This is a genomic window from Bradyrhizobium sp. Rc2d (genome assembly GCF_900099855.1).
Classification (GTDB): Bacteria; Pseudomonadota; Alphaproteobacteria; order Rhizobiales; family Xanthobacteraceae; genus Bradyrhizobium.
Map to the genome: position 1 here is coordinate 54378 of NZ_FNCU01000017.1, position 19418 is coordinate 73795.

The 19418-nt window shown below is 60.5% G+C and carries 20 protein-coding genes and 1 tRNA gene; 8 read left to right on the forward strand and 13 right to left on the reverse strand.

Annotated features, from left to right (window positions below; genetic code table 11):
- Positions 1 to 14: 14 nt before the first annotated feature.
- The 7 genes from BLV07_RS21555 to BLV07_RS21585 form a co-directional block, all read right to left on the reverse strand.
- Positions 15 to 869 (reverse strand): sugar phosphate isomerase/epimerase family protein, encoded by an 855-nt coding sequence (locus tag BLV07_RS21555; RefSeq protein WP_091889286.1) that lies wholly within the window; start codon positions 867 to 869, stop codon positions 15 to 17.
- Positions 870 to 882: 13 nt separating this feature from the next.
- Positions 883 to 1668, reverse strand: coding sequence for an enoyl-CoA hydratase/isomerase family protein (locus BLV07_RS21560; RefSeq protein ID WP_091889288.1), 786 nt, complete (start codon positions 1666 to 1668; stop codon positions 883 to 885).
- An 11-nt stretch (positions 1669 to 1679) separates the two neighbouring features.
- On the reverse strand, positions 1680 to 3305 hold the full coding sequence (locus BLV07_RS21565) for an acyl CoA:acetate/3-ketoacid CoA transferase (protein ID WP_091889290.1): 1626 nt from the start codon (positions 3303 to 3305) through the stop codon (positions 1680 to 1682).
- Between the two features lie 33 nt (positions 3306 to 3338).
- Positions 3339 to 4181 (reverse strand): ABC transporter permease, encoded by an 843-nt coding sequence (locus BLV07_RS21570; protein WP_091889292.1) that lies wholly within the window; start codon positions 4179 to 4181, stop codon positions 3339 to 3341.
- Between the two features lie 4 nt (positions 4182 to 4185).
- Positions 4186 to 5094, reverse strand: a complete 909-nt coding sequence (locus tag BLV07_RS21575) for an ABC transporter permease (protein WP_091889507.1) — start codon at positions 5092 to 5094, stop codon at positions 4186 to 4188.
- A gap of 19 nt (positions 5095 to 5113) precedes the next feature.
- The gene (locus BLV07_RS21580; RefSeq protein WP_091889294.1) at positions 5114 to 6181 is read right to left on the reverse strand and encodes an ABC transporter ATP-binding protein; all 1068 of its coding nucleotides are present in this window, start codon (positions 6179 to 6181) and stop codon (positions 5114 to 5116) included.
- Between the two features lie 99 nt (positions 6182 to 6280).
- A complete protein-coding gene (locus BLV07_RS21585; protein ID WP_091889296.1) occupies positions 6281 to 7465 on the reverse strand; it encodes an extracellular solute-binding protein in 1185 nt (394 codons plus the stop codon).
- Between the two features lie 155 nt (positions 7466 to 7620).
- Here BLV07_RS21585 and BLV07_RS21590 point away from each other — a divergent pair, with 155 nt between their 5' ends.
- The 4 genes from BLV07_RS21590 (at position 7621) to BLV07_RS21605 (ending at position 11202) form a co-directional block, all read left to right on the forward strand.
- Positions 7621 to 8394: a 3-ketoacyl-ACP reductase gene (locus BLV07_RS21590; protein WP_091889298.1), complete on the forward strand. Its 774-nt coding sequence runs from the start codon at positions 7621 to 7623 to the stop codon at positions 8392 to 8394.
- A complete protein-coding gene (locus tag BLV07_RS21595) occupies positions 8394 to 8882 on the forward strand; it encodes a MaoC family dehydratase (RefSeq protein WP_091889300.1) in 489 nt (162 codons plus the stop codon). Before BLV07_RS21590 ends, BLV07_RS21595 begins: the two co-directional genes overlap by 1 nt.
- Positions 8879 to 10054, forward strand: coding sequence for a dihydrodipicolinate synthase family protein (locus BLV07_RS21600; RefSeq protein WP_091889302.1), 1176 nt, complete (start codon positions 8879 to 8881; stop codon positions 10052 to 10054). Before BLV07_RS21595 ends, BLV07_RS21600 begins: the two co-directional genes overlap by 4 nt.
- An 80-nt stretch (positions 10055 to 10134) precedes the next feature.
- Positions 10135 to 11202 (forward strand): LacI family DNA-binding transcriptional regulator, encoded by a 1068-nt coding sequence (locus BLV07_RS21605; RefSeq protein ID WP_091889304.1) that lies wholly within the window; start codon positions 10135 to 10137, stop codon positions 11200 to 11202.
- A gap of 220 nt (positions 11203 to 11422) precedes the next feature.
- On the opposite strand, the gene BLV07_RS21610 is transcribed toward BLV07_RS21605, so the two are convergent.
- Positions 11423 to 12340, reverse strand: a complete 918-nt coding sequence (locus tag BLV07_RS21610; protein ID WP_091889306.1) for an NmrA/HSCARG family protein — start codon at positions 12338 to 12340, stop codon at positions 11423 to 11425.
- A gap of 77 nt (positions 12341 to 12417) precedes the next feature.
- Here BLV07_RS21610 and BLV07_RS21615 point away from each other — a divergent pair, with 77 nt between their 5' ends.
- The 3 genes from BLV07_RS21615 (at position 12418) to BLV07_RS21625 (ending at position 16015) form a co-directional block, all read left to right on the forward strand.
- Complete coding sequence (locus BLV07_RS21615) at positions 12418 to 13470, forward strand: LysR family transcriptional regulator (RefSeq protein ID WP_244551166.1); 1053 nt, start codon at positions 12418 to 12420, stop codon at positions 13468 to 13470.
- 570 nt (positions 13471 to 14040) lie between these two features.
- On the forward strand, positions 14041 to 14898 hold the full coding sequence (locus BLV07_RS21620; protein WP_091889310.1) for a DUF3800 domain-containing protein: 858 nt from the start codon (positions 14041 to 14043) through the stop codon (positions 14896 to 14898).
- 28 nt (positions 14899 to 14926) lie between these two features.
- Positions 14927 to 16015, forward strand: a complete 1089-nt coding sequence (locus tag BLV07_RS21625; protein ID WP_091889312.1) for a hypothetical protein — start codon at positions 14927 to 14929, stop codon at positions 16013 to 16015.
- Positions 16016 to 16234: 219 nt separating this feature from the next.
- On the opposite strand, the gene BLV07_RS48350 is transcribed toward BLV07_RS21625, so the two are convergent.
- The 4 genes from BLV07_RS48350 to BLV07_RS21645 all read right to left on the reverse strand — a co-directional run bounded on the left by BLV07_RS48350 (position 16235) and on the right by BLV07_RS21645 (position 18127).
- On the reverse strand, positions 16235 to 16603 hold the full coding sequence (locus BLV07_RS48350; protein ID WP_210187811.1) for a hypothetical protein: 369 nt from the start codon (positions 16601 to 16603) through the stop codon (positions 16235 to 16237).
- Between the two features lie 678 nt (positions 16604 to 17281).
- Positions 17282 to 17355 (reverse strand) — tRNA-Gly (locus BLV07_RS21635).
- A gap of 356 nt (positions 17356 to 17711) precedes the next feature.
- Positions 17712 to 17915 carry a hypothetical protein gene (locus tag BLV07_RS21640; protein ID WP_091889509.1) on the reverse strand — a complete coding sequence of 68 codons (204 nt, stop codon included), beginning with the start codon at positions 17913 to 17915 and terminating at the stop codon, positions 17712 to 17714.
- A gap of 26 nt (positions 17916 to 17941) precedes the next feature.
- Complete coding sequence (locus BLV07_RS21645; RefSeq protein WP_091889314.1) at positions 17942 to 18127, reverse strand: hypothetical protein; 186 nt, start codon at positions 18125 to 18127, stop codon at positions 17942 to 17944.
- A gap of 195 nt (positions 18128 to 18322) precedes the next feature.
- Here BLV07_RS21645 and BLV07_RS21650 point away from each other — a divergent pair, with 195 nt between their 5' ends.
- Positions 18323 to 18703: a YciI family protein gene (locus BLV07_RS21650; RefSeq protein ID WP_091889511.1), complete on the forward strand. Its 381-nt coding sequence runs from the start codon at positions 18323 to 18325 to the stop codon at positions 18701 to 18703.
- A gap of 21 nt (positions 18704 to 18724) precedes the next feature.
- On the opposite strand, the gene BLV07_RS21655 is transcribed toward BLV07_RS21650, so the two are convergent.
- On the reverse strand, positions 18725 to 19300 hold the full coding sequence (locus tag BLV07_RS21655; RefSeq protein ID WP_091889316.1) for a TMEM175 family protein: 576 nt from the start codon (positions 19298 to 19300) through the stop codon (positions 18725 to 18727).
- Positions 19301 to 19418 lie beyond the last annotated feature (118 nt).

Consider the following 19418-nt stretch of genomic DNA (forward strand, 5'->3'; position numbering starts at 1 on the left):
TGCCCACCGCGCACTCAGATTGACGCGAAACCTTTGGCACATGCGGCAAGCACATCGTCCTCCGGCGTCGACCACCATCGTTTCGAAAAAACCTCGACCTCCGCGAAGCCGCCGTAGCCTGTCCCCTCGACCTGGCTTCGAATTCCCTTGACGTCGATCACGCCGTCTCCCGTCATTCCCCGATCGAGAAGGAGATCGGTAGTCGGGACCAGCCAGTCGCAAACATGAAAAGCCATGATACGGCCCGCGCGGCCGGCGGCAGCGATATCGTCGGGCAGACGCCAATCCCACCAGACGTGGTAGACGTCGATAGCCACTCCGATTCCACCCCGACGAGATGGATCCAGGTTCTGGCAGAGCATCAAGGCTTCGCTCAGACTGGTGATGCAGGAGCGATCGCCCGCATACATCGGATGAAGAGGCTCGACAGCGAGTCCCACTCCGGCTTCCCGCGCGTAGGGCAATAGTGCACTCAGACCCTCGGCCACCTGAGACCGTGCGGAAGAGAGATCCTTCGTCCCGTCCGGGAGGCTTCCAACGACCAGGACGAAGCAAGGCGCGCCCAGCGCCGCGGCTTCGTCGATGGCGCGACGATTGTCCTCAACGTTGGCCTCGAAGGTAGCTCGGTCGGCGCCGGGGAGGTACGTTCCTCGGCAGTATCCGCTCAAGGACAGACCGGCGTCTCGGAGTTGCCTTCCGACCAGGCGATGGTCCTGCCCCTCCAGATCCCGGCGCCAGGGCGAGATGCCACCGAAACCATGCCGGGCGACACGCTCGATCACCTCTTGGATTGGAGAGCGATGTCCAAGCGTCGCCGTGTTGATCGAGCACCGCGAAAGCGGCAGCGGTCGAATAGGCGTATCGCGCATGATGACTTTGCCTTTACTTGAACCTGGGCGCGCGCTTCTCGATGAAGGCCGCCTTGCCTTCGATGGCGTCGTCCGAAAGGCCTAAGGGAACCGTGATCTCAGACTCCATTGCGAGTCCCGCGTGATATCCCAGACGCAGCGCGGTAGAAACGCAGCGTCGTGATGCGGCGACGGCTTTCGGAGAGACCGCTGCTATCTGTCGAGCGACCTCCAATGCACGATCGAGCAGCTTGTCATCGTCGACCAGCTGATCGAAGATTCCGATCCGATGAGCCTCCTCCGCGTCGATCGGCTGCGCCGTCAGCATCAAGCGAAGTGCCTGGCCACGGCCGACGAGCAGTGGCAGCCGCATGGTCCCGGTGGCGGTGGGCATGGCACCGAGCTTGGCCTCCGGCACACCGAAAGTAGCGCTGCGCCCTGCGATTCGGATATCGCACGCGAGCGCCATGACGGCGCCGCCGCCGAGCGCGTAACCATTGCAAGCAGCGATGACCGGCACCGGACCGAGTTCGATCGCCTCGTTCAGCCCAGTTTCCGCGAGCCGGGCGGCCTCAATCCACTCCGGCGTTGCCTCGAATTCGCGGATGTTGGATCCGACCGAGAAAGCCGATCCCGTTCCGATGAGAACGACGCATCGCGCCGAATGGTCGAGATGGACCCGCTCCAGAAACGCTTTAAGCGTCCGCCTCGCCTCGATCGTGAAAGCCCCCATCGGCTTGGAAACGATACGGACAAGCAGCACGCCCGGATGCGGTATGCTTGCTTCGAAAGCGGCGTTCGTCACGATTGCGGTCGACATCTCGGAACTCCTCAGGCTGCGTGCTGCTTGGCCGCCGGCTCTGCGCCGCCGCGTTCTCGCAGCGTCAGCCCGATCGGCTCCGGACGGAACAATCTCTCATCCATGAGTTTGAGGTCATCGGCGATTGCGAGGGGTATCCCGGCCTTGGCGATGACATCGCGCTGGAGATCGACGCCTGGGGCGATTTCCACCACGGTCAAGCCGCTCGACCTGAGCTTCAACACGCATCGTTCGGTCACATAGGTGACATCGCACCCTCGATTCACAGCGCGTCGGCCGCTGAACGTCACATGGGTCACCTCGGGAATGAACTTCGCGATCTTGCCCTCCTGCTCGATGCGCAGCTTGCCGTCGCCGGCGGTCACCCTGAGACCTCCTGCCGTGAAGTAGCCGCTGAACACGATCTTCCGGGCGTTTGCCGTGATATCGACGAAGCCGCCACACCCCGCCGTCAGGTAAGGCCGCGCGGCCAAACGAGAGACGTTGACGTTCCCGTGTGCATCGACCTCGAGGAAGGAAAGCAGCGAGCAGTCGAACCCGCCTCCTTGGAAATAGGTGAACTGCTGCGGCGTCGGGAAGATCGCCTGCGCATTCGCGGCACAGCCGAATGCAAAACCGGTGAGCGGCACGCCGCCCACGGCGCCCTGCTCGATGGCCCAGGTGACGGCCTCCGCCTGCCCTTCCTCGACCAGGATTTGCGGGACCATCGCCGAGATGCCGAAGCCGAGATTGACGGCGCTTTCTTCCGCCAGCTCCAGGGCGGCGCGGCGCGCAATGACCTTGTCAACGCCCCACGGCTCGGGCTGGAACGAGGACAGTGGACGCCGCGTCTCGCCGCTTATAGCGGGATCGTACAAGATTTCGGTTGCTTGCGCTTGTTCCGGATCGACGACGATGTAGTCCACGAGAGTCGAAGGCACATGGACGTGATGAGCTGGTATCGACCCCGCCGCCGTTGTCCGCTTGACCTGGCAGATCACGATCCCGCCTGAGTTACGCGCCGCGAGCGCGAGATCGACCATGCCGAGGACGGCGCCTTCGTGCTCCATCGAGATGTTGCCGCGCTCGTCGGCCGTGGTGCCGCGAATGATCGCAACATGTGGGACGTGATTGGGGAAATGCAGCCAGGAGTCGCCACCGAACTCGACCAGGTGCACGATCTCGCCGCGTGTCGCCGCAGCCTCGTTCATCCTGCAGCCGTTGAGCCGGGGATCGACGAACGTATCGAGGCCGACCTTCGTCAGCACCCCTGCCCGCTTTGCCGCGGCATCCCTCGCCATGTCGTACATGATGCCGGAGGGGATATTGTACGCGGCGATCTCGTTGCGGCCGATCATCTCCCAGATCGCCGGCGACGGGAGCGATGAGGGACCGCTCGGGTATGACCCGGCGAGAATCGCAGATAGCAGTCCCTTCTGGGCCAAATGATCGATCCCTTTGATGCCGTACATGTCGCCCGCCGCAATTGGCGAGAGAACCGTGAGATTGCGGGGGCGGCCCTCGGCCCGGAACCGTTCGCCGATCGCGGCGAGCACGCGATCGGGGCAATTCAATCCCGCAGAGGATCCGACACAGACGACATCGCTATCGCGGACAAGGTTCGCAGCTTCAGTTGCCGTGATGATCTTGTTCTTCACATTCCGTCTCCTGGATGGCACAAATGGTTGGCTTCAGTGGGCCGGTTGCTGCTTGGCGCGAGTGACAATCTGAGTGGGATTGACTAACCTGAGCGCAATGACCAGCCAAATCAGCGTCGTCACCATGTAGACGACGGCCATCGCGTCGATAGACTGAACCGCTCGTACGCCTGCCGCGAAGACCGCGTAATAGAGCGCGACGACCAGCGTCTGGCTCGTGGGCCCCGCGACAAGGAACGTAAGCTCGAACATGGCGATGGTCCGAACGAGCACGAGCAGCAAGGCAGCCAGAATGCCGGGAAGCAGTAACGGCATTAGCACATGGACGAACAGCTTGAAGGTGTTTGCGCCGAAGACTCGGGCAGCGGCCTCGATCCTGGGATCGATCTGTTCGATGAACGGGATCATCACCAGAATGACAAACGGCACCGTCGGAACGAGATTGGCCGCCACCACGCCCCAGAATGTTCCGGCAAGTCCGGTTTGATAGAGGACGGTGGCAAGCGGGATACCGAAAGTGATCGGCGGCACGATCAGCGGCAAGAGGATGACGAGCATGACCATCTTCTTGCCAGCGAACTCTCGTCGCGCGAGCGCGTACGCCGCCGTGACGCCCAGCAAGCCCGATATGACAACAACCGCGCCGACCACCTCGAAGGTGACGATCAGAACGTCCTGGAGCTGGAATTCGCTCCAGGCCGACGAATACCAGCGCGTCGTCCAGCCGGCAGGAAACCAGGTACCGAGCCATCGAGTGGCAAACGAGCTCGTGACGACGGATGCGATCATGGCAAGCAGGTTGAGAACGAAGAACCCGACAAAAGCCCAGACTGCAGTGATCCAAAGCTTTGAGGAACGCGACGTGTCTCGGATCATGATCTCACCCCTTCGCACCGGTGGCAGGACCGCGATAGAACAGCCCGCGGGTCGCCATCATGCCCACGACGATCGCGAGCTGAACAAAGCCCATAATCATGGCGATCGCCGACGCCATCGAATAATCGTACTCCTCGAACGCGGCTTGATAGGCCGCGATCGAAATCACCCGGGTCTCTCCCGCCGGCTCGCCAAGCAGGATCGCCGATGGAAACACCGAGAACGCTTGGACGAAGCTGAGGCAGAACGTGATCGCGAGCCCGGGCATCAGGATCGGCAGATACACGTGGGTAAATCGCTGCCGTGCGTTGGCGCCGAGCGTAGCAGCGGCCTGCTCGAGCGCGGGATCTATACCGGTCACGTAGGACAGCACGAGCAGAAACGTGAACGGAAAGCCGTTGATGACCAGTGACGCGAAGACGCCCCAATAACTGTGAACGAGGCGCAACGGATGGTCGATCAATCCGATCGCCATAAGAGAGCGATTGAACCAGCCCTGCGGCCCCAGATAGTTCAGGAGTCCCTCGGCGATCAGCACCGTTCCGAGGGTGATCGGAACGACGAGAATTGTCGTCAGCAGCCGCTGCCGGTACATCAGGCGTACCCGAAACGCGACCGGCAGTGAGACCAGGAGATTGACCACGGTGACCGGGATCGACAGAAGCAGCGTCTTCCAGATCGTGCTGTAGAGGTACGGGTCCGTGAAGAAGCGCGTGTAGTTCGACCAGGCTGAACCGGCCTTTGGCTCGAACGACAGAACCAGTCCGTACGCGAACGGGTAGAGAAAGAGGAGCGCCAGCAGAACGAAAGCCGGGATCACCAGCAGCGTCACTGCATCGAAGCCGCGGACAGCAAGCCGTTGACGCAAGTTCGGACCGGACTCGACCTCTTGTTTTTCGGCGATGGCCGTCATCGTCATGTTCGCCTCCCATCTATTCGCTGAAGACGAGGACACGTTCTGGAGCAGCCCGCAGATGGACGCTCGAGCCCAGCTCCACAGCGTGGTCGGACCTGAATACGAGGTCGATGCCGTCCGGAGTGCGGGCGGTTCCTACGAACTCGCGACCTCTGTACTCGATCGTCTCGACCTGAGCGGCGAACGCATTCGCGCCGGCCTCACCGGTCATCAGATCGTCCGCACGGATCGCGGCATAAGCTTCCGATCCATCATGGACCGACGCTCGCATGACGCCGGTCACTTCGCTGTCGCCCACGGCTAGCGTCGCCTTGGCACCGGACTGGCGGATCACCTTGCCCTTGATGCGATTTCGGAAGCCCATGAAGTCTGCGACGTCGATATGGGCTGGCTTTTCATAGAGATCGTTCGGCGTGCCGACTTGGCGAATGACTCCGTCCTTCAGCACGACGATACGGTCGGCCAGAGACAGAGCTTCATCCTGATCGTGCGTCACGTAGATTGTGGTCGCGCCGAGCGTGTTGTGGATCCGCCGGATTTCGGCGCGCATCTCAAGGCGGAGCTTGGCATCGAGGTTCGACAGTGGTTCGTCCATAAGGACCAGCGGCGGCTCGATGACGATCGCCCGCGCGATCGCGACACGTTGCTGTTGACCACCCGAAAGCTGGCCAGGCAGTTTCTGAGCTTGTCCTGTGAGGCGGACGAGCGCCAACGCCTCGTCGACTTTTCGCGATATTTCGGCCTTCGCCACCCCGCGCATCTTCAACCCGAATCCGACATTCTGCTTCACGGTGAGGTGCGGAAACAACGCATAGCTCTGAAACACCATTCCGAAGCCACGCTCTTCCGGCCTCAACGTGTCGATGCGGCGCTTGTCGAGCCAAATGGATCCGCCAGTGACCGGCAGAAGCCCGGCAATACAGTTCAATGTCGTCGACTTCCCGCAGCCGGACGGCCCGAGCAAGGCGATGAATTCACCGCGCCTGACGTTGAGCGTCACGTCCTTAAGCGCGTTCAATGTTCCGAACTCGCGGCGAACCTGCTCGAGGCGGAGCTCGTCGAATTTCTGAAGGGCGATGGTCATGGATTCTGATCCCTTGAACCGATGGCGCAGCTTGTGTGGTGGCCAATATCGAAAGAGCGGAGCTGCCCGTTTCGTCGGGCAGCCCCCAGTCGAGGGAGACTACTTGCGCTTCGCGCCGCCGATTTCCTCGTCCCAGCGCCGGAACGCCGCGACGAGCTGATCGGCCTGAAGCTGGATCTCGAGAGGAGCGGCTCCGATCAGACGATCGTAGTCGGGCCAGCCGAATTCCTTGATCACCTCCTGGCTCTCCTTGGGAGCCATCGCGAGCGTCGAAGCCTTCACGGAGGGACCTGGATAGAAGTAACCCTCGTCGTAAGCGAAGGCCTGCTGCTCAGGCTTGAGCATGTGCTTGAGCAGATCGATGATGACCGGCAATTTCTCTGGCGCGACACCCTTCGGCACTGCGAAGAACATGGCGTCGGAGACCCAGTGGAAGCCATCCAACGCGAAAAGCCCCGCCTCCTTGGGCACAATACCGAGCACGCGCGGGTTGATGTACCAGCCGACCGTGGAGACGATCATGTCCCGTGTTCCGTCTCCGAGCTCCTTCATCGTCTGCCCGGTCCCGGAAGGGTAGTATTCGATGTTTTCACCCAGGGCCTTCAGATAGGCCCAGGTCTTGTCCCATCCCTTGACGGGGTCGGAGGGGTCCTTATCCCCGAGGAGATACGGAAGCCCCATCAGGAAGGTGCGGCCGGGTCCAGAGTTCGCCGGCCTGGCGTAAAGAAACCGGTTCTTGTTCTCGCGCGCGTAAGCAAGCAGCTCATCGGCGGTTTTAGGCACCTTCTTCACTCGGCCCGGCATGTACTCGAACAGTGGGCCCGAGGGCGAATACGCAATCTCCATGCCCTGCCCCTTCGCCAGAGCCTGCATCTTGAGGGCACCTACGTCGTAGATGTCTTCGGGCTTGGGCAGCGCGCCCGCATATTGCGGCAACAGCTCCTGCCATAGCTGCTGCTCGATGCCCGCAAACAGCCCGTCGGTGCCAGTGAGCACAATGTCGATATCGACACGATTGGCTGACTGCTGTGCCTTCAACTTGCTCGCCAGCTCCGGCGCCGGCGCCTTTGTGTAGGCGATCCGCGAGACGAGCTTAGCGTTCTGCTGCCGATAAGCATCAATGGATTTCTGGCTCAGCGCGAGATTGCCGGCGACATCGATCACGTTCAGCGCAACGGGCGACGACGGCATCGGCCCGAGTCCCTGAGCTTTCGCGCCCACAGCCATCAGCCCAAAGGCACCCATTCCAGCTACGACTGTGCGGCGATCTACGCGACGATCCATTGGGCCCTCTCCTGCCTGGTTGCGATGATTTTGCTTGCTTGTTTTACGAGAACGATCTACTAGATCGATCTACTAGACCGATTTAGTAACAGCACTCTTCGGTTTTGGCAAGTGCCAATCGCGACCGGCTCAACGAAACAGATTGGGGAAGGCCTATGAACGACCAGGGACGTCCGCGGGCTTTGGTAACCGGGGCGGGGCGCGGCATAGGGCGCGCTATCGCTCTCGCGCTGTCGGGCGCTGGGTTCGCGGTGGTGGTGAACGACCTGCCGAATTCAACGGATCTTGCCGAAACCGTCGCGGCTATCCGCAGGCAAGGCGGAGACGCAAAGCCCCTCCCCTTCGACGTTTCGAACCTGGGAGATCACGAGCAAGTCGCCGAGGAAGCATGGAATGCCTTCGGCGGCCTTGAATGCCTCGTCAACAATGCCGGAGTCTCCGTGGGGGTGCGGGACGATCTCTTGAAGATGACCCGCGAGAGCTATGACCGGGTCATGGCGATCAACCTGCGGGGACCTTTCTTTCTGACCCAGGAGGTCGCGCGCCGCATGATCCGCGCAAACTCGTCGTCATTCCGCAGCATCGTCACGGTGTCCTCGATCAATGCGGAGTTCGCGTCGATCGACAGGGGCGAATACTGCATCTCCAAGACAGGGCTTTCCATGATGGCCCAGCTCTTCGCGATCAGACTCGCCGAGCATGGCATCGGATCATACGAGATCCGGCCTGGGATTATCCGGACCCAGATGACGGCTGTTGCCCGAGAAAAGTATGACCGCCTCATCGGCGAGGGGCTGACTCCGATCAAGCGCTGGGGCGAGCCCGAGGATATCGGAAGGGCCGCGGCCATGTTGGCGAGCGGTCAGCTTCGCTATTCGACGGGCGAAGTCGTTCGTGTTGACGGCGGCCTTGCGCTCAGGAGCTTGTGATGGCCAGTTCGGGACGCTTCCTATCCGCCGGCGAATACTGGTTCGAGGATCTCGCCACAGGCGATCATTACGAAACCGGGCATCTCGTCGTGACAGACGCCCATATCGTTGCCTTCGCCGGACTGTCCGGCGACTTCTTTGACGTCCACATGGACGACGAGTTCGCCAAGTCCCTGGGCTTTCCTGCGCGGGTCGCGCACGGGCTTCTGGGTTTGGCATTGACGGACGGCCTCAAGAACCGGTCTGCCGTTCGGATCATGGCGATCGCATCACTCGGCTGGAACTGGCGATTTCGGGCGCCGATCTTCGCAGGAGATCGCATCGGAGCAAGCGTGCGGGTCGCAAGCATTCGACTGTCGAGCAAAGGGCAAGGCATCATCGCCCTCGCATTCGAAGTCCTGAAACAGGATGGAACGGTCGTGCAGGACGGAGAAACGACCTTGCTCGCCCGCCGCAGAACATCTCACGAGGAAGGTAGCGCAAAATGACTGTCTTTCGACTCCCCGGTGACGACGGCCGCTTCGACGAATTCGCCATGCCCGCGCCTGCGACGTGGCAAACGGCAAAGCCGAACCAGCCACTGGCCCGCATCGCGTTATCTGCTGGACATGTCGTGTCCAATCCGCGCGCCGACATTTCGCCCATGCGCGATGTCGCCATCGACTTCGAAGCCACCCAGCGTTTCCGAGACTATCTTTGGGATCTCGGCTTGGGCGTCGCCGAAGCCATGGATACGGCACAACGCGGTATGGGACTTGATTGGCCGTCGGCACAAATTCTGATCCGCAACACAGTCGAGAGCGCCAAGGCGCGGCCTGGCGCCGTCGTGTTCTCTGGCGTCGGTACCGATCACATCGATCCGGCTGGAGCGAGCCTTGATGCGGTGCTGAAGGCCTATTCGGAGCAACTTTCGTTCGTTCAAGGAATTGGCGGACGCGTGATCTTGATGGCCAGCCGAGCGCTGGTACGCGCAGCACGGAGTCCCGCCGACTACGTCGAGGTATACAGACGGGTGCTGGCCGAAGCGGACCAACCCGTGATCCTGCATTGGCTTGGCGACATGTTCGATCCGGCCCTTGCCGGGTACTGGGGCCACCACGACGTTGCCGCGGCCATGGACACCTGTCTCGGCATGATTGCAGACAATGCCAAGAAGATCGACGGCATCAAGATTTCACTTCTTGACGAAAAGCACGAGATCGCAATGCGCCGACGGTTACCCTCCACCGTCAAGATGTACACTGGCGACGACTTCAACTATCCTGAACTGATCGCTGGTGACGAACAGGGTTTCAGTCACGCATTGCTCGGAATTTTCGATGCCATCGCACCGGCAGCTTCCGCCGCCCTATTGGCGCTGGGCAACGAGAACCGCGCCGCGGGCACCAAGGCGTTCCGCGAAATCCTCGATCCGACAGTTGCGTTGTCGCGCGAGCTGTTCCGGGCCCCAACCCAATACTACAAGACAGGCATCGTCTTTCTGGCCTACCTGAACGGACACCAGGATCACTTCACGATGCTCGGCGCCCAGCAAGGCGCACGCTCCATCCTGCACCTTTCTCGTGTCTTTCGGCTTGCAGCGTCGATCGGGCTGTTCGCGGATCCCGCCCGCGCAGCGGATCGTATGCGGAGGATATTGGCCCTCCATGGTATGGAGTGACGGAGAAGCTTGACGACTGCCGTCTCCTGTGGATGGTGAGCTAACGGCTATGAGGGGCCGAGATCAAGGATGCTGGCACAGTGGATGCGAAGGTAAAATCCGGTAGCCCTCGACCGACGTTGCTGGACATTGCCAAAGCCAGCGGCGTGTCCAAGGCAACGGTATCCCTCGTCCTGCGGAACAGCCCGAGCATTCCGGAGCGGACTCGCGAAAAGGTTCTGGAAGCGGCCAAAAGCCTCGGCTACGTCTATAATCGTGGAGCCGCGAGCCTTCGCCTGCCCCACACGCGAATGATCGCACTGGCGGTCAATAATCTTACCAACCCCTATTTCGCTGAGATTGTCGCGGCAATCGAGGATGCCCTCACGGCTGAGAACCGCATCGTCCTTATGTCCAACTCGGGCGAATCGGTGGCTCGGCAAAGCGCCTTTATCGATACTGTGCGAGAGTACAATGTCGATGGGCTGCTGATGGTCCCGGCAGTCGGAACCGACGCGGCCTTCATCAACTCGTTGCATGCGCTGCACCTACCCTGCGTGCTTGTCTCGCGCACAGTGCCGGGCGCGAAAGTCGATTTCGTCTCTCCGGACCATCGCGGCGGCATGATGAAGGCGATGGACCATCTCATCGGACTTGGTCACACGCGTATCGGCATGATCGGCTCGAACTCGAATATCTCGACGGGGCGTGATCGTTTCGCGGGCTATCGTCAGGCTCTTGCCAAACATGGCATTCCACTCGAACCGCGCCTAGTGCTATCCGGCGCTGAGACCCGCGACGTGGGGATGGCACAAGTGCTCGAGCTTCTGGATCTTCCTGAACCGCCGACCGCGGTCGTATGCTTCAACGATATTGTCGCCTTTGGCGCCATGCTCGGTCTGCGCTCGCGCAATTTGACGCCCGGCGAGGATTTTTCTGTCGTCGGCTTTGACGACATTGCAGAAGCGACCCTATGGCGCCCGGCTTTGACGACCGTCGCGATCCCAAGGGCCAACGTCGGCAAGGTCGCCACGCAATTGCTGTTGCAGCGCATCAGCAACAGGGATGGGCCATACAAATCAACTCTCATCCCAACAGAGCTGATCGTCCGTGACACGACTTTCCCTCCCCCGGCAAAGCCGCCGAGAAAGCGACGATCCCCCTCCTGACACGCGCTGGCATATAGCCTCACTCGCTCGGTGCGCCTTAGAAGCCACCGGAACGAACGCCAACGCGGTCAACACAAGATAGGCCAGTAGTGGCCTAAGTTAGAGAACCAACTCCATACCTGCCCCTAGCGCCGCGCGCCATCAGATTGGCGTGTCTCGCGACGTTCGGGTGGACCATTGGCGCGAGCACGCCGTGTGTGACTTGAAGCGCCGTGATGGTTTATGCAGGGGTAGCTGCCTTGAGCCGGAAATTGTCCTGAGCCCATGATGCAAATGTAGTCGGCGTCTTGCCTGCAACTTTGTTCGCTAGAGCGATCTCATCGTCGTGTGAGCCCGGGCCCAGGTAGGTATATGTCTCGTAGTAGGCCAGGGTCTCCCCTAACGCGTCAGCGCCGGGGAAGAAGCCTGCGTACACCTCCCGAGGCACTCGGGTGAACGAGAGTTTATGGCCCAACTGCTTCAACGCGCTGAGGAGGTCGTTGAAGCTCAGGAAGTCGCCGACCAACGGCAGATATGCGCCGTTGCGGGTTTCTTCCGGGTGCGCGAACGCGCCGGCCACGATGTCACCCAGCTCGTTGATGTCACCCATGTGAAAGCAGCGTATTGTGGAATCGATCGGCAGCACCCAGCCAAAGCTTCCGTCCTGCTGCTTTTGCGGACCGAATGGTCCCGAGAAGTTCTGGTAGTAGGCAGGCGGCACGACAAAGGTGTAACGCGGAAATCCGGCATCCTTCACAATCCGGTCAACCTTCGCCTTACCCGTGAATTGCGGAAGGTTAAACTTGCCGCCGCTGATCGCCTCGACGTTTGGAAGGGTCGACCAGATCAGATGGTTGACGCCTGCAGCTTTCGCGGCCTGAATTGCCGCTGCCGCCTGCTTGATCTCGTCGTTGCCTTCTTGCCAGAAGTTGGTGACGAGAAAGACGCCGTGCGCGGCTTTCAGGGCCTCTGCAAGCGTCTCTGGCCGTTCCAGATCCGCTGCGACAACTTCGTCGGCGACGCCCTTGTACTTGCCCGGGTCGCGCGAGAGCGCGCGCACATTGAACTGGCCGTCGGCCTTGAGAGCACGCACCACGCCGGTTCCTTGATTTCCCGTCGCACCGAACACGGCGATCACTTTCTTTTCGTTGGATACCATCTGTAGCTCTTCGTTTTCAGGTTGCGGCGCCCGCGCGAACCGCGGGACCGGTCCTCTCGATCATCTCCAGCTACACCTTGCGCCGGATCGAAATTCGTAACAATGCTTCAACAATTGACATCATTCGCCAGGATTTGATCCATATGAGCGATCCCGTGGAAACCGCGGAACTCGTCGCCTTCACCAAAACGGTCGAAGCCAAATCCCTCTCACGTGCCGCTGCCGAGCTGCGCGTCCCGCGCGCGACTGTGAGCCGCCGTCTCGCTCGCCTCGAGGAGCGTCTCGGCGCGCGCCTCCTCCGCCGCACCACGCGAACCCTCGTCCTCACTGATATTGGTGAGGTATTCTATCGGCAGGCCTGCATCGCGCTCGAGGCCGTGCGCCTTGCCGAGCAGAGCGTGCGGATGACGGACGACGTCGTGCGAGGCGATTTACGCGTCTCGGTGCCTCCGATGATGAGCGTTAGCTTCCATGCGATGCTCTGCGAGTTCGCGAGGCGCTACCCCGAGCTGCGCGTCCATGTCCACACGTCGAATCAGCTCGTTGACATCCTCCACGGCGGCTACGACGTCGCGCTGCGTGCCAGCAGCCAGATCCAGCCCGGTCTCATCGCGCGCACGCTCTTCCGCGACCCGATGATCGCCGTAGCGGCGCCCGCATACCTGGCCGATCGCGGCACGCCACGTACGCAACGCGATCTCCGCACTCACCGCTGTCTCCTTGGCTTCGCGCGCGGCGAGCTGCCGGAGACCCACTGGCCAATTGCCTCCGGGGGCAAGCTCCACGTTGACGGCGCGTTCTTCTCGAACGACATCGCCCTGTTGTGCGACGCCGCCATAAGCGGGCTTGGCATCGCGCTCCTCCCGCGTGGGCTCGTGTCGCCGCACTTGGAGAGGGGCGCGCTCGTGCAGGTGCTCGCCGGCCTCGTCGGCGCCGAGTTGCAGATCGCGCTCGTCTACCCTGAGCGCAAATTCTTGCCGCCGCAGGTGCGCGCGTTCATCGAGGCGGTCGCCACCTGGCTACCGCGCGAACTTGCCGCGAACAAGCGCCCATCGCCGCCCGAGCTGTCGGGCGTTGCTGCGAAGAAGGCCGCGCGCCACTCTCCCCGCAAAAGGGGCTTTAGCGCTTAAGAGCTGAGCGCGCTGCTTGTCGCCGATCTGGAAGCCTGGATGCGTGAGAAACGTGCCAAGCTCTCACAGCGCGAGGCGACCGGTTCTCAGTGTCCGCCTCGACGGAAGGGCGTCGTAGGCAACCATATCCACAATCGACCAACGCGAGTATGAGAATAACTCACGTACGCGGTCCTTGAGGCCCGATTTATCCGGGTATGCCACCAACTTCCATCTCGGACCCGCTTACGACGATATTGGGTACAGCCGATGAAGCTCCAGACGCATCCGTCGAGCGAACACGATCGCACAAGATCGTAGATTAGCGCGCAAAATCGTACCGTGGAGCGGGTGAAGGGAATCGAACCCTCGTATTCAGCTTGGAAGGCTAAATTTAGCACTATCAGCTAACTTCACTGTGCGTCACTTGTGCTCACGATTTCAACAGTTTAGACCTCAAACCGGCTTCGCTCAACTTCACTCAAAAACACGCCCGATCTGGGAAATTTGCGTCCGAGTAGCGCCCGAGAAATAGGCCCCTCGGATGGCCCCGAATCGCTCATACTCAACCTAGGGCTGAGGGAGCGCGCAATGCATTTTTTCTATTTGGACGAAAGCGGCTGCAACGGAACCGACCTCATCAATAACGTGCAAGAGCAGCCAATCTTCGTCTTAGGAGGGATATCTGTTCGCGACAAGGGATGGCGGAAAACCTACTCCGAATTTCAAAAGCTGGTCGCCCAGTTCTTCGGCGGCAATCTGCCGCCCGGCTTCGAGTTGCATGCCTCTGAGCTTTTATCACCCAATGGAGAAGGCCCGTTTGCCGGGATCGGCCGCGAAGAACGAAACAAGCTTGCACTCTCCGTGATCGAATTGCTGTCCGACCACAAACATGCCGCCCACTTCATCGCTCTTGATAAGACCAAGATGCACGCCAATGTAGCAGGCGACGAACACAAGGCGTTCGACGCAAGGGTGCCATATCTACTCGCTTACAATTATATTGTCTCGTACATCGAGCGCTTTTGCAAACAACGTTTGGGAAGGTCTGCACGCGGAATGATCATTGTCGACCCAAAGGAGGAGTTTGATCAGAACGTCCAGCAGATCGTCCATTACAGGAGATATGAAGCTCCTCAATCTGCAGCTCTGAAATGGGTTGTCGAATTTAGCTACGCGATCGATTCAAAGCGACACCCGATGATCCAGATAAGTGATCTGGTAATCTTTCTAGTTAGAAAGTTTCTAGAAGTGGAATGCGGCTTCAGAGACGCTTGGCCCGCAGAAGCAAAACAGTTCTATGCACAATGCTACGACAAAATTCAGTCGCTCATCGCATGGAAAGACATCATCCCTCATTCAGGAAAAGCCGAGCAGAGGTGTCATGAGCTTCTCGGTGAAGTGCGAGCACACCATCGCCAGCAATGGCGCCGTCACTACGAGTTCTAGCGTAGAAGTGGAGAGTTCTTTCAGGCCCATGACAGATGAACCGAAGCACAAGACCGGCCTGGACAATGCGCTGTCGCTTGAGGCGACCTACTACTCGGCGCCGATTCCACAGAATATGGCCGTACTCACAATCCTAGGCGCCGTCTTCGACAAGGTGCACTTTCCGGGCGTCGTCATGCCCGTGGATAATTTCGAACAGAAGGAGCTAGATAAGGAGATCGCGCGCATTGAGGCGTTGAATATCACGCACCGGCCGGATGACATCCTCATGCCGATGCTGAAGTTCATCAGGCACGCCAAGACGCTGCAAGGCTTCTGCGTCTTTACCGGCGATCCAGAGAAGCCCTTCGACAATCCGCAGCAGATCTCTGGGGAGATGGTACAGGGGCTGTACGATGCTATCCATGGACCACCCCCACCCGGTTTCTTCCCGCACTTCTCGACGAACCACCATAAGGGGATGCCAGGCAGCGACGAGGCGATCACCTACCCAGGCAGCTATCACTACCTCGCGGGTGCCATCCGCTATTCTGCACAGAACAGCGTCCCGCTCCTAAACGATCTTCCAGGTCTCCCCATTCCGGGGCTCGACGGTTCGGTTCCTGCGGGTGACGCCAAAACCCTCGCGGCGATCATCGCCATCGAATGCACGAAGCTCGTGCTCCCAGAACTCCCGATGCTCCACCCGGAGGATCTGATGGAGTTCAGGGCCGAGAACATCACGACGCTGCGCGCCTTCAGGCGCTCGATGTTGCGCTACGCCAACGACCTAAATAAGCGCCTTTCCGGCATCAAGCCGGAAGAGATCGAGAAGCACACCAAATTCTTCATCGACACGGAGATCGTCCCGGTGCTGGACGAGCTACAGGCCGCCATTAATGCGCCGGCGCGTGCGTGGTGGAGACGCGGAGTCGACTTCGTGAGGGTTATTCCAGAACTTGCGGCTGGCGCCTTCGCGATGGATCCAGCGACGGCCATAGCCAAGGTCTTGACGACCTACGCCGGACAGATGTTCACGGAGATAACCGCGAAGGGCGATCAGCGCGAGGCCCTGAAGCGCAGCGGCCTCTACTACCTTCTACGCCTTCGCGCGTTTCAAGACGAGCGCGCGCTCTAACCGCTGGCCGAGGCTACTCGGCGCGAGTGAACTTTCGCAACTCCCTCTGCGCCGGCTCCCGCTCCTCGTCCGTCTTCGCCTCATCGATGTGCGACTGGAGTATCCGGCGCAGCTTGTCCGGAAGCAGCTCTTTGTCGGTGTCATCCCGGGACGCGCACGTGGCTTTAAGGAATAGGATCTTCTATTCTGGAATCACGACGCTCTCTCACCGGCCAAGGGTCAGGCAGCAACTTGAAAGTCAAAGAGATCGGTCATGCCCTTTCCGGAGATGAGGAGCATTAGCCTGAAACACGGCACGGGCGAAGCCTCGTGGAGTTGCGCTGCGAATGTTGGCGCGTTCGTCGCTGGGCGGGCAGGCGTGGATGCGATTGTCAGGCGCATCGAGACTTGCATCCTTGTTTGGCGCGGGCATGATGAAGCCGCCACCCGTCCATCCATAGGCATGTCTTCTTTGTATACTTTGTCGTCGGCGCAGTACCCGGTGAATTCGTGCGGGTGAAACGTGTGCTGTGGTTTCCCGAAGATGCTGGAAAACTGGCTGACCGGATTCTCGAATAACCAAGACGCACCGGCGATAGCGCCGATCATCCTGCATTGCTCAGCGACAAGCGCCGCCTTCGCCTGAGAGTGTGGATCCTTCTTCCTTTTTCCTCGAACCATCGTGCGCCGCTGACGGCGACATCCGTACACGGCGGAAACCCAAAAACGGCGACAACTCCGCCGCTCGCACGATTGCACCGATGTGGTCGATGGCATCGAGGATGGTCGCCCCCACGCGAGTGATGCGTCCCTCAGTACGGACGCCTCGCGGATGCTGAGGGTCGACTAGCACTGCCTTGTATCCGCCCTCCATCCAAGGCTCGACCATGTGTCCCGTCTTGTCACAGAGAGAAATCACAACGCCAAGATTTGGGGATTCCATATAGAGGGGCCACGTTGGTTCGCTTTGATGTTCGTGTCACGAATTTTATTTGATGAACGGCTTCGCGTGACGAGGTGTAAAAAATTCACAACACGCGGGAGGGAATGCGCCGCTAGCGCGCATCACGTAATCGAAGTTGATGTACGATTCAGTTCGAGATCATCAGCCGAATATTCTGATGATCTAACAACTCAGAGTCGGAAGAGACTGAGAATCATATGCTTTGGAGTTTTTCGCGCCCGACTTGCGCCCGAAGTATCCACAATTTGGTTGTGAAGGGCGATTGACTACCCGTAGGAACTTCATGCAACACATTGAATTGTCGATGATTTTTATGGTGCAACTGGAGCGGGTGAAGGGAATCGAACCCTCGTATTCAGCTTGGAAGGCTGCTGCTCTACCATTGAGCTACACCCGCGACAGGGGCTCCCTAACACGGCCGGACGACGGTCTCAACTGCCGCGACGGTGACTTTTCGCAGCTTGCCGGCCTTACGAACAGGCCTCGGTTCCGGCCGATCGGCCTGCCCTTAACAGCTGCGGCCTTACAACCTATATTGGAATCTCCCGAAACCAACGAAAGGAGGTGATCCAGTGTCTTATCTCAAGCGCTGTCACCTCGCTGGGATCGCCCGCTAAGCTCTAGACAAAGCTTGGCATCGGGGCGCTCTCAGCCCTGGACCAGCGAGCAAGAAATCGGGCGCGACGGGCACTCCCGCCGCGCCTTTTCTTTTCAGCTTTGCCTTGATTGGGAGGGTCGAGACCGCCCGCCGGCTCAGCTCGCGCGAAGCCGCTCACGGAATGCCACGGAGGCAATCAGCATGCCGACGCACCAAGCCATGACGGCGCGGTGGGGCTCTCCGGAGAGGAGCACAGTGAAGATGCTCGCAAGCAGGCACGGCGCGATCGCCTTGCCGGTCCGGCTCGCGAGCGAGAGCAGGAACGGCATCGCCGCGATCGATATATGCAGGACGTCCATGTTGAACCACGGTCTCATCGACGGCTTTAGAAGCCGCAGATGTTGAGCGCACGCGGGCGTTTGCCGCGCCGGCTCTCCACGATCCGCTCGCCGCCGTTCTCGGCCGAGCTGCCGTAATAGCGGTGATGGCCGGCCTGGTCGTGCAGATCGGCCGGCTCCGATTGCCCCGCCCGACGCGCGTCGCAGATGATCTTGATGGTGTGACCCGACATAGCCGCCTCCAGCAAAAACCTTGTTGTTTGTGGTCATCAGTCGCGATCAGTTCCGGCGGCGTTCACACGGCATGGCCGCAATCGGGTTTCAGGACGGTTTCGTCGCTTGCTCGCCGCGCAATATTTTGCTTCGGGATTGTCGGCACGGGCTGCCGTGCTACGTCCTTGGGGCTTGCGCAGAAAAAAGAGGTGACGATGCTGTACGCCATCCTGGCCTATCACGTGGAAGATGAGGTCTTGTCCTGGACGCCGGAGGAGGACGCGGCGGTCGTCGCCAAAGTCATCGAGGTTCAGGCGCCCCTGAGGGCAAGCGGACAGTTTGGGCCGGCGGCCCGTCTGGATGAGACCCGAAAGGCCCGCACCTTGCGGGGCCCCGGCGCGGGCATGGTGCTGGACGGCCCGTTTGCCGAGACCAAGGAGCAGCTTCTGGGCTTTCACCTGATGGAATGCGCCAGCGAGGATGAGGCGATCGCGGCGGCGCGGAAGCTGCGTGCGGTCAACCCGACGGCGGTCTACGAAATCCGGCCGGTCAAGCTTTACGTGCCGGCCGACGGGTTCGGCGCGACATCCCCGTGAGGTGCCGCTTACGGGTCTAGCTCACCGCGCGATGGTGAAGCGCTGGATCACGAGCCCGCCAAAGGCGATGAACCAGACGAAGGGCGCGACATGCGGCGCGAAAGCGGCAACGATCGTGCCCGGAATGAACACGAGCAGCGGAAACATCGAGGCCATGATCTCGTGGCGCCAGCCGCCCAGGATGGTCCACCACAGCCAGGCATTGAGGCCGGCGATCGCGGTCAGGTGCAGGCCGTAGAGCACCGCCACCGCGTTGCTCATGCCATAATTGGTGTAGAGGCCGTTGGTCACCGGCAGCAGCACGATCGAGAGCAGGAAGAACAAATTGAGGATCACCGCGCCGCGGCTGCCGATGGGCTGGCGCGCAAGGCGCCGGTGATGGCTGATCCAGAACACGCCGGCGATGATGAAGCTGAGCGCAAAGCCGGCGAGCTTACCGGAATAGACATGGGCAAGCTCGCTCCAGCCGGGGGCGCTGGTGAACACCGCGGCCTTGGGCAGGTCGTAGGCGAGCAGCGTCATGGCGACACCAAAAATGGTGTTGCTGAGCGATTCCAGCCGCCGCATCTCGAACTGGTCGGGCTTGAGCTCGGTCATGCCAGGGACGCGTTCCTCGGGCTGGAACTTCGGGCCGTCTTTCCCCCTAAATCCTAAACCCGGTTTCGTCCAGCTGCATTGCGATTCGCGACGGGATCGCCGACTCTCCCCCTTTCAC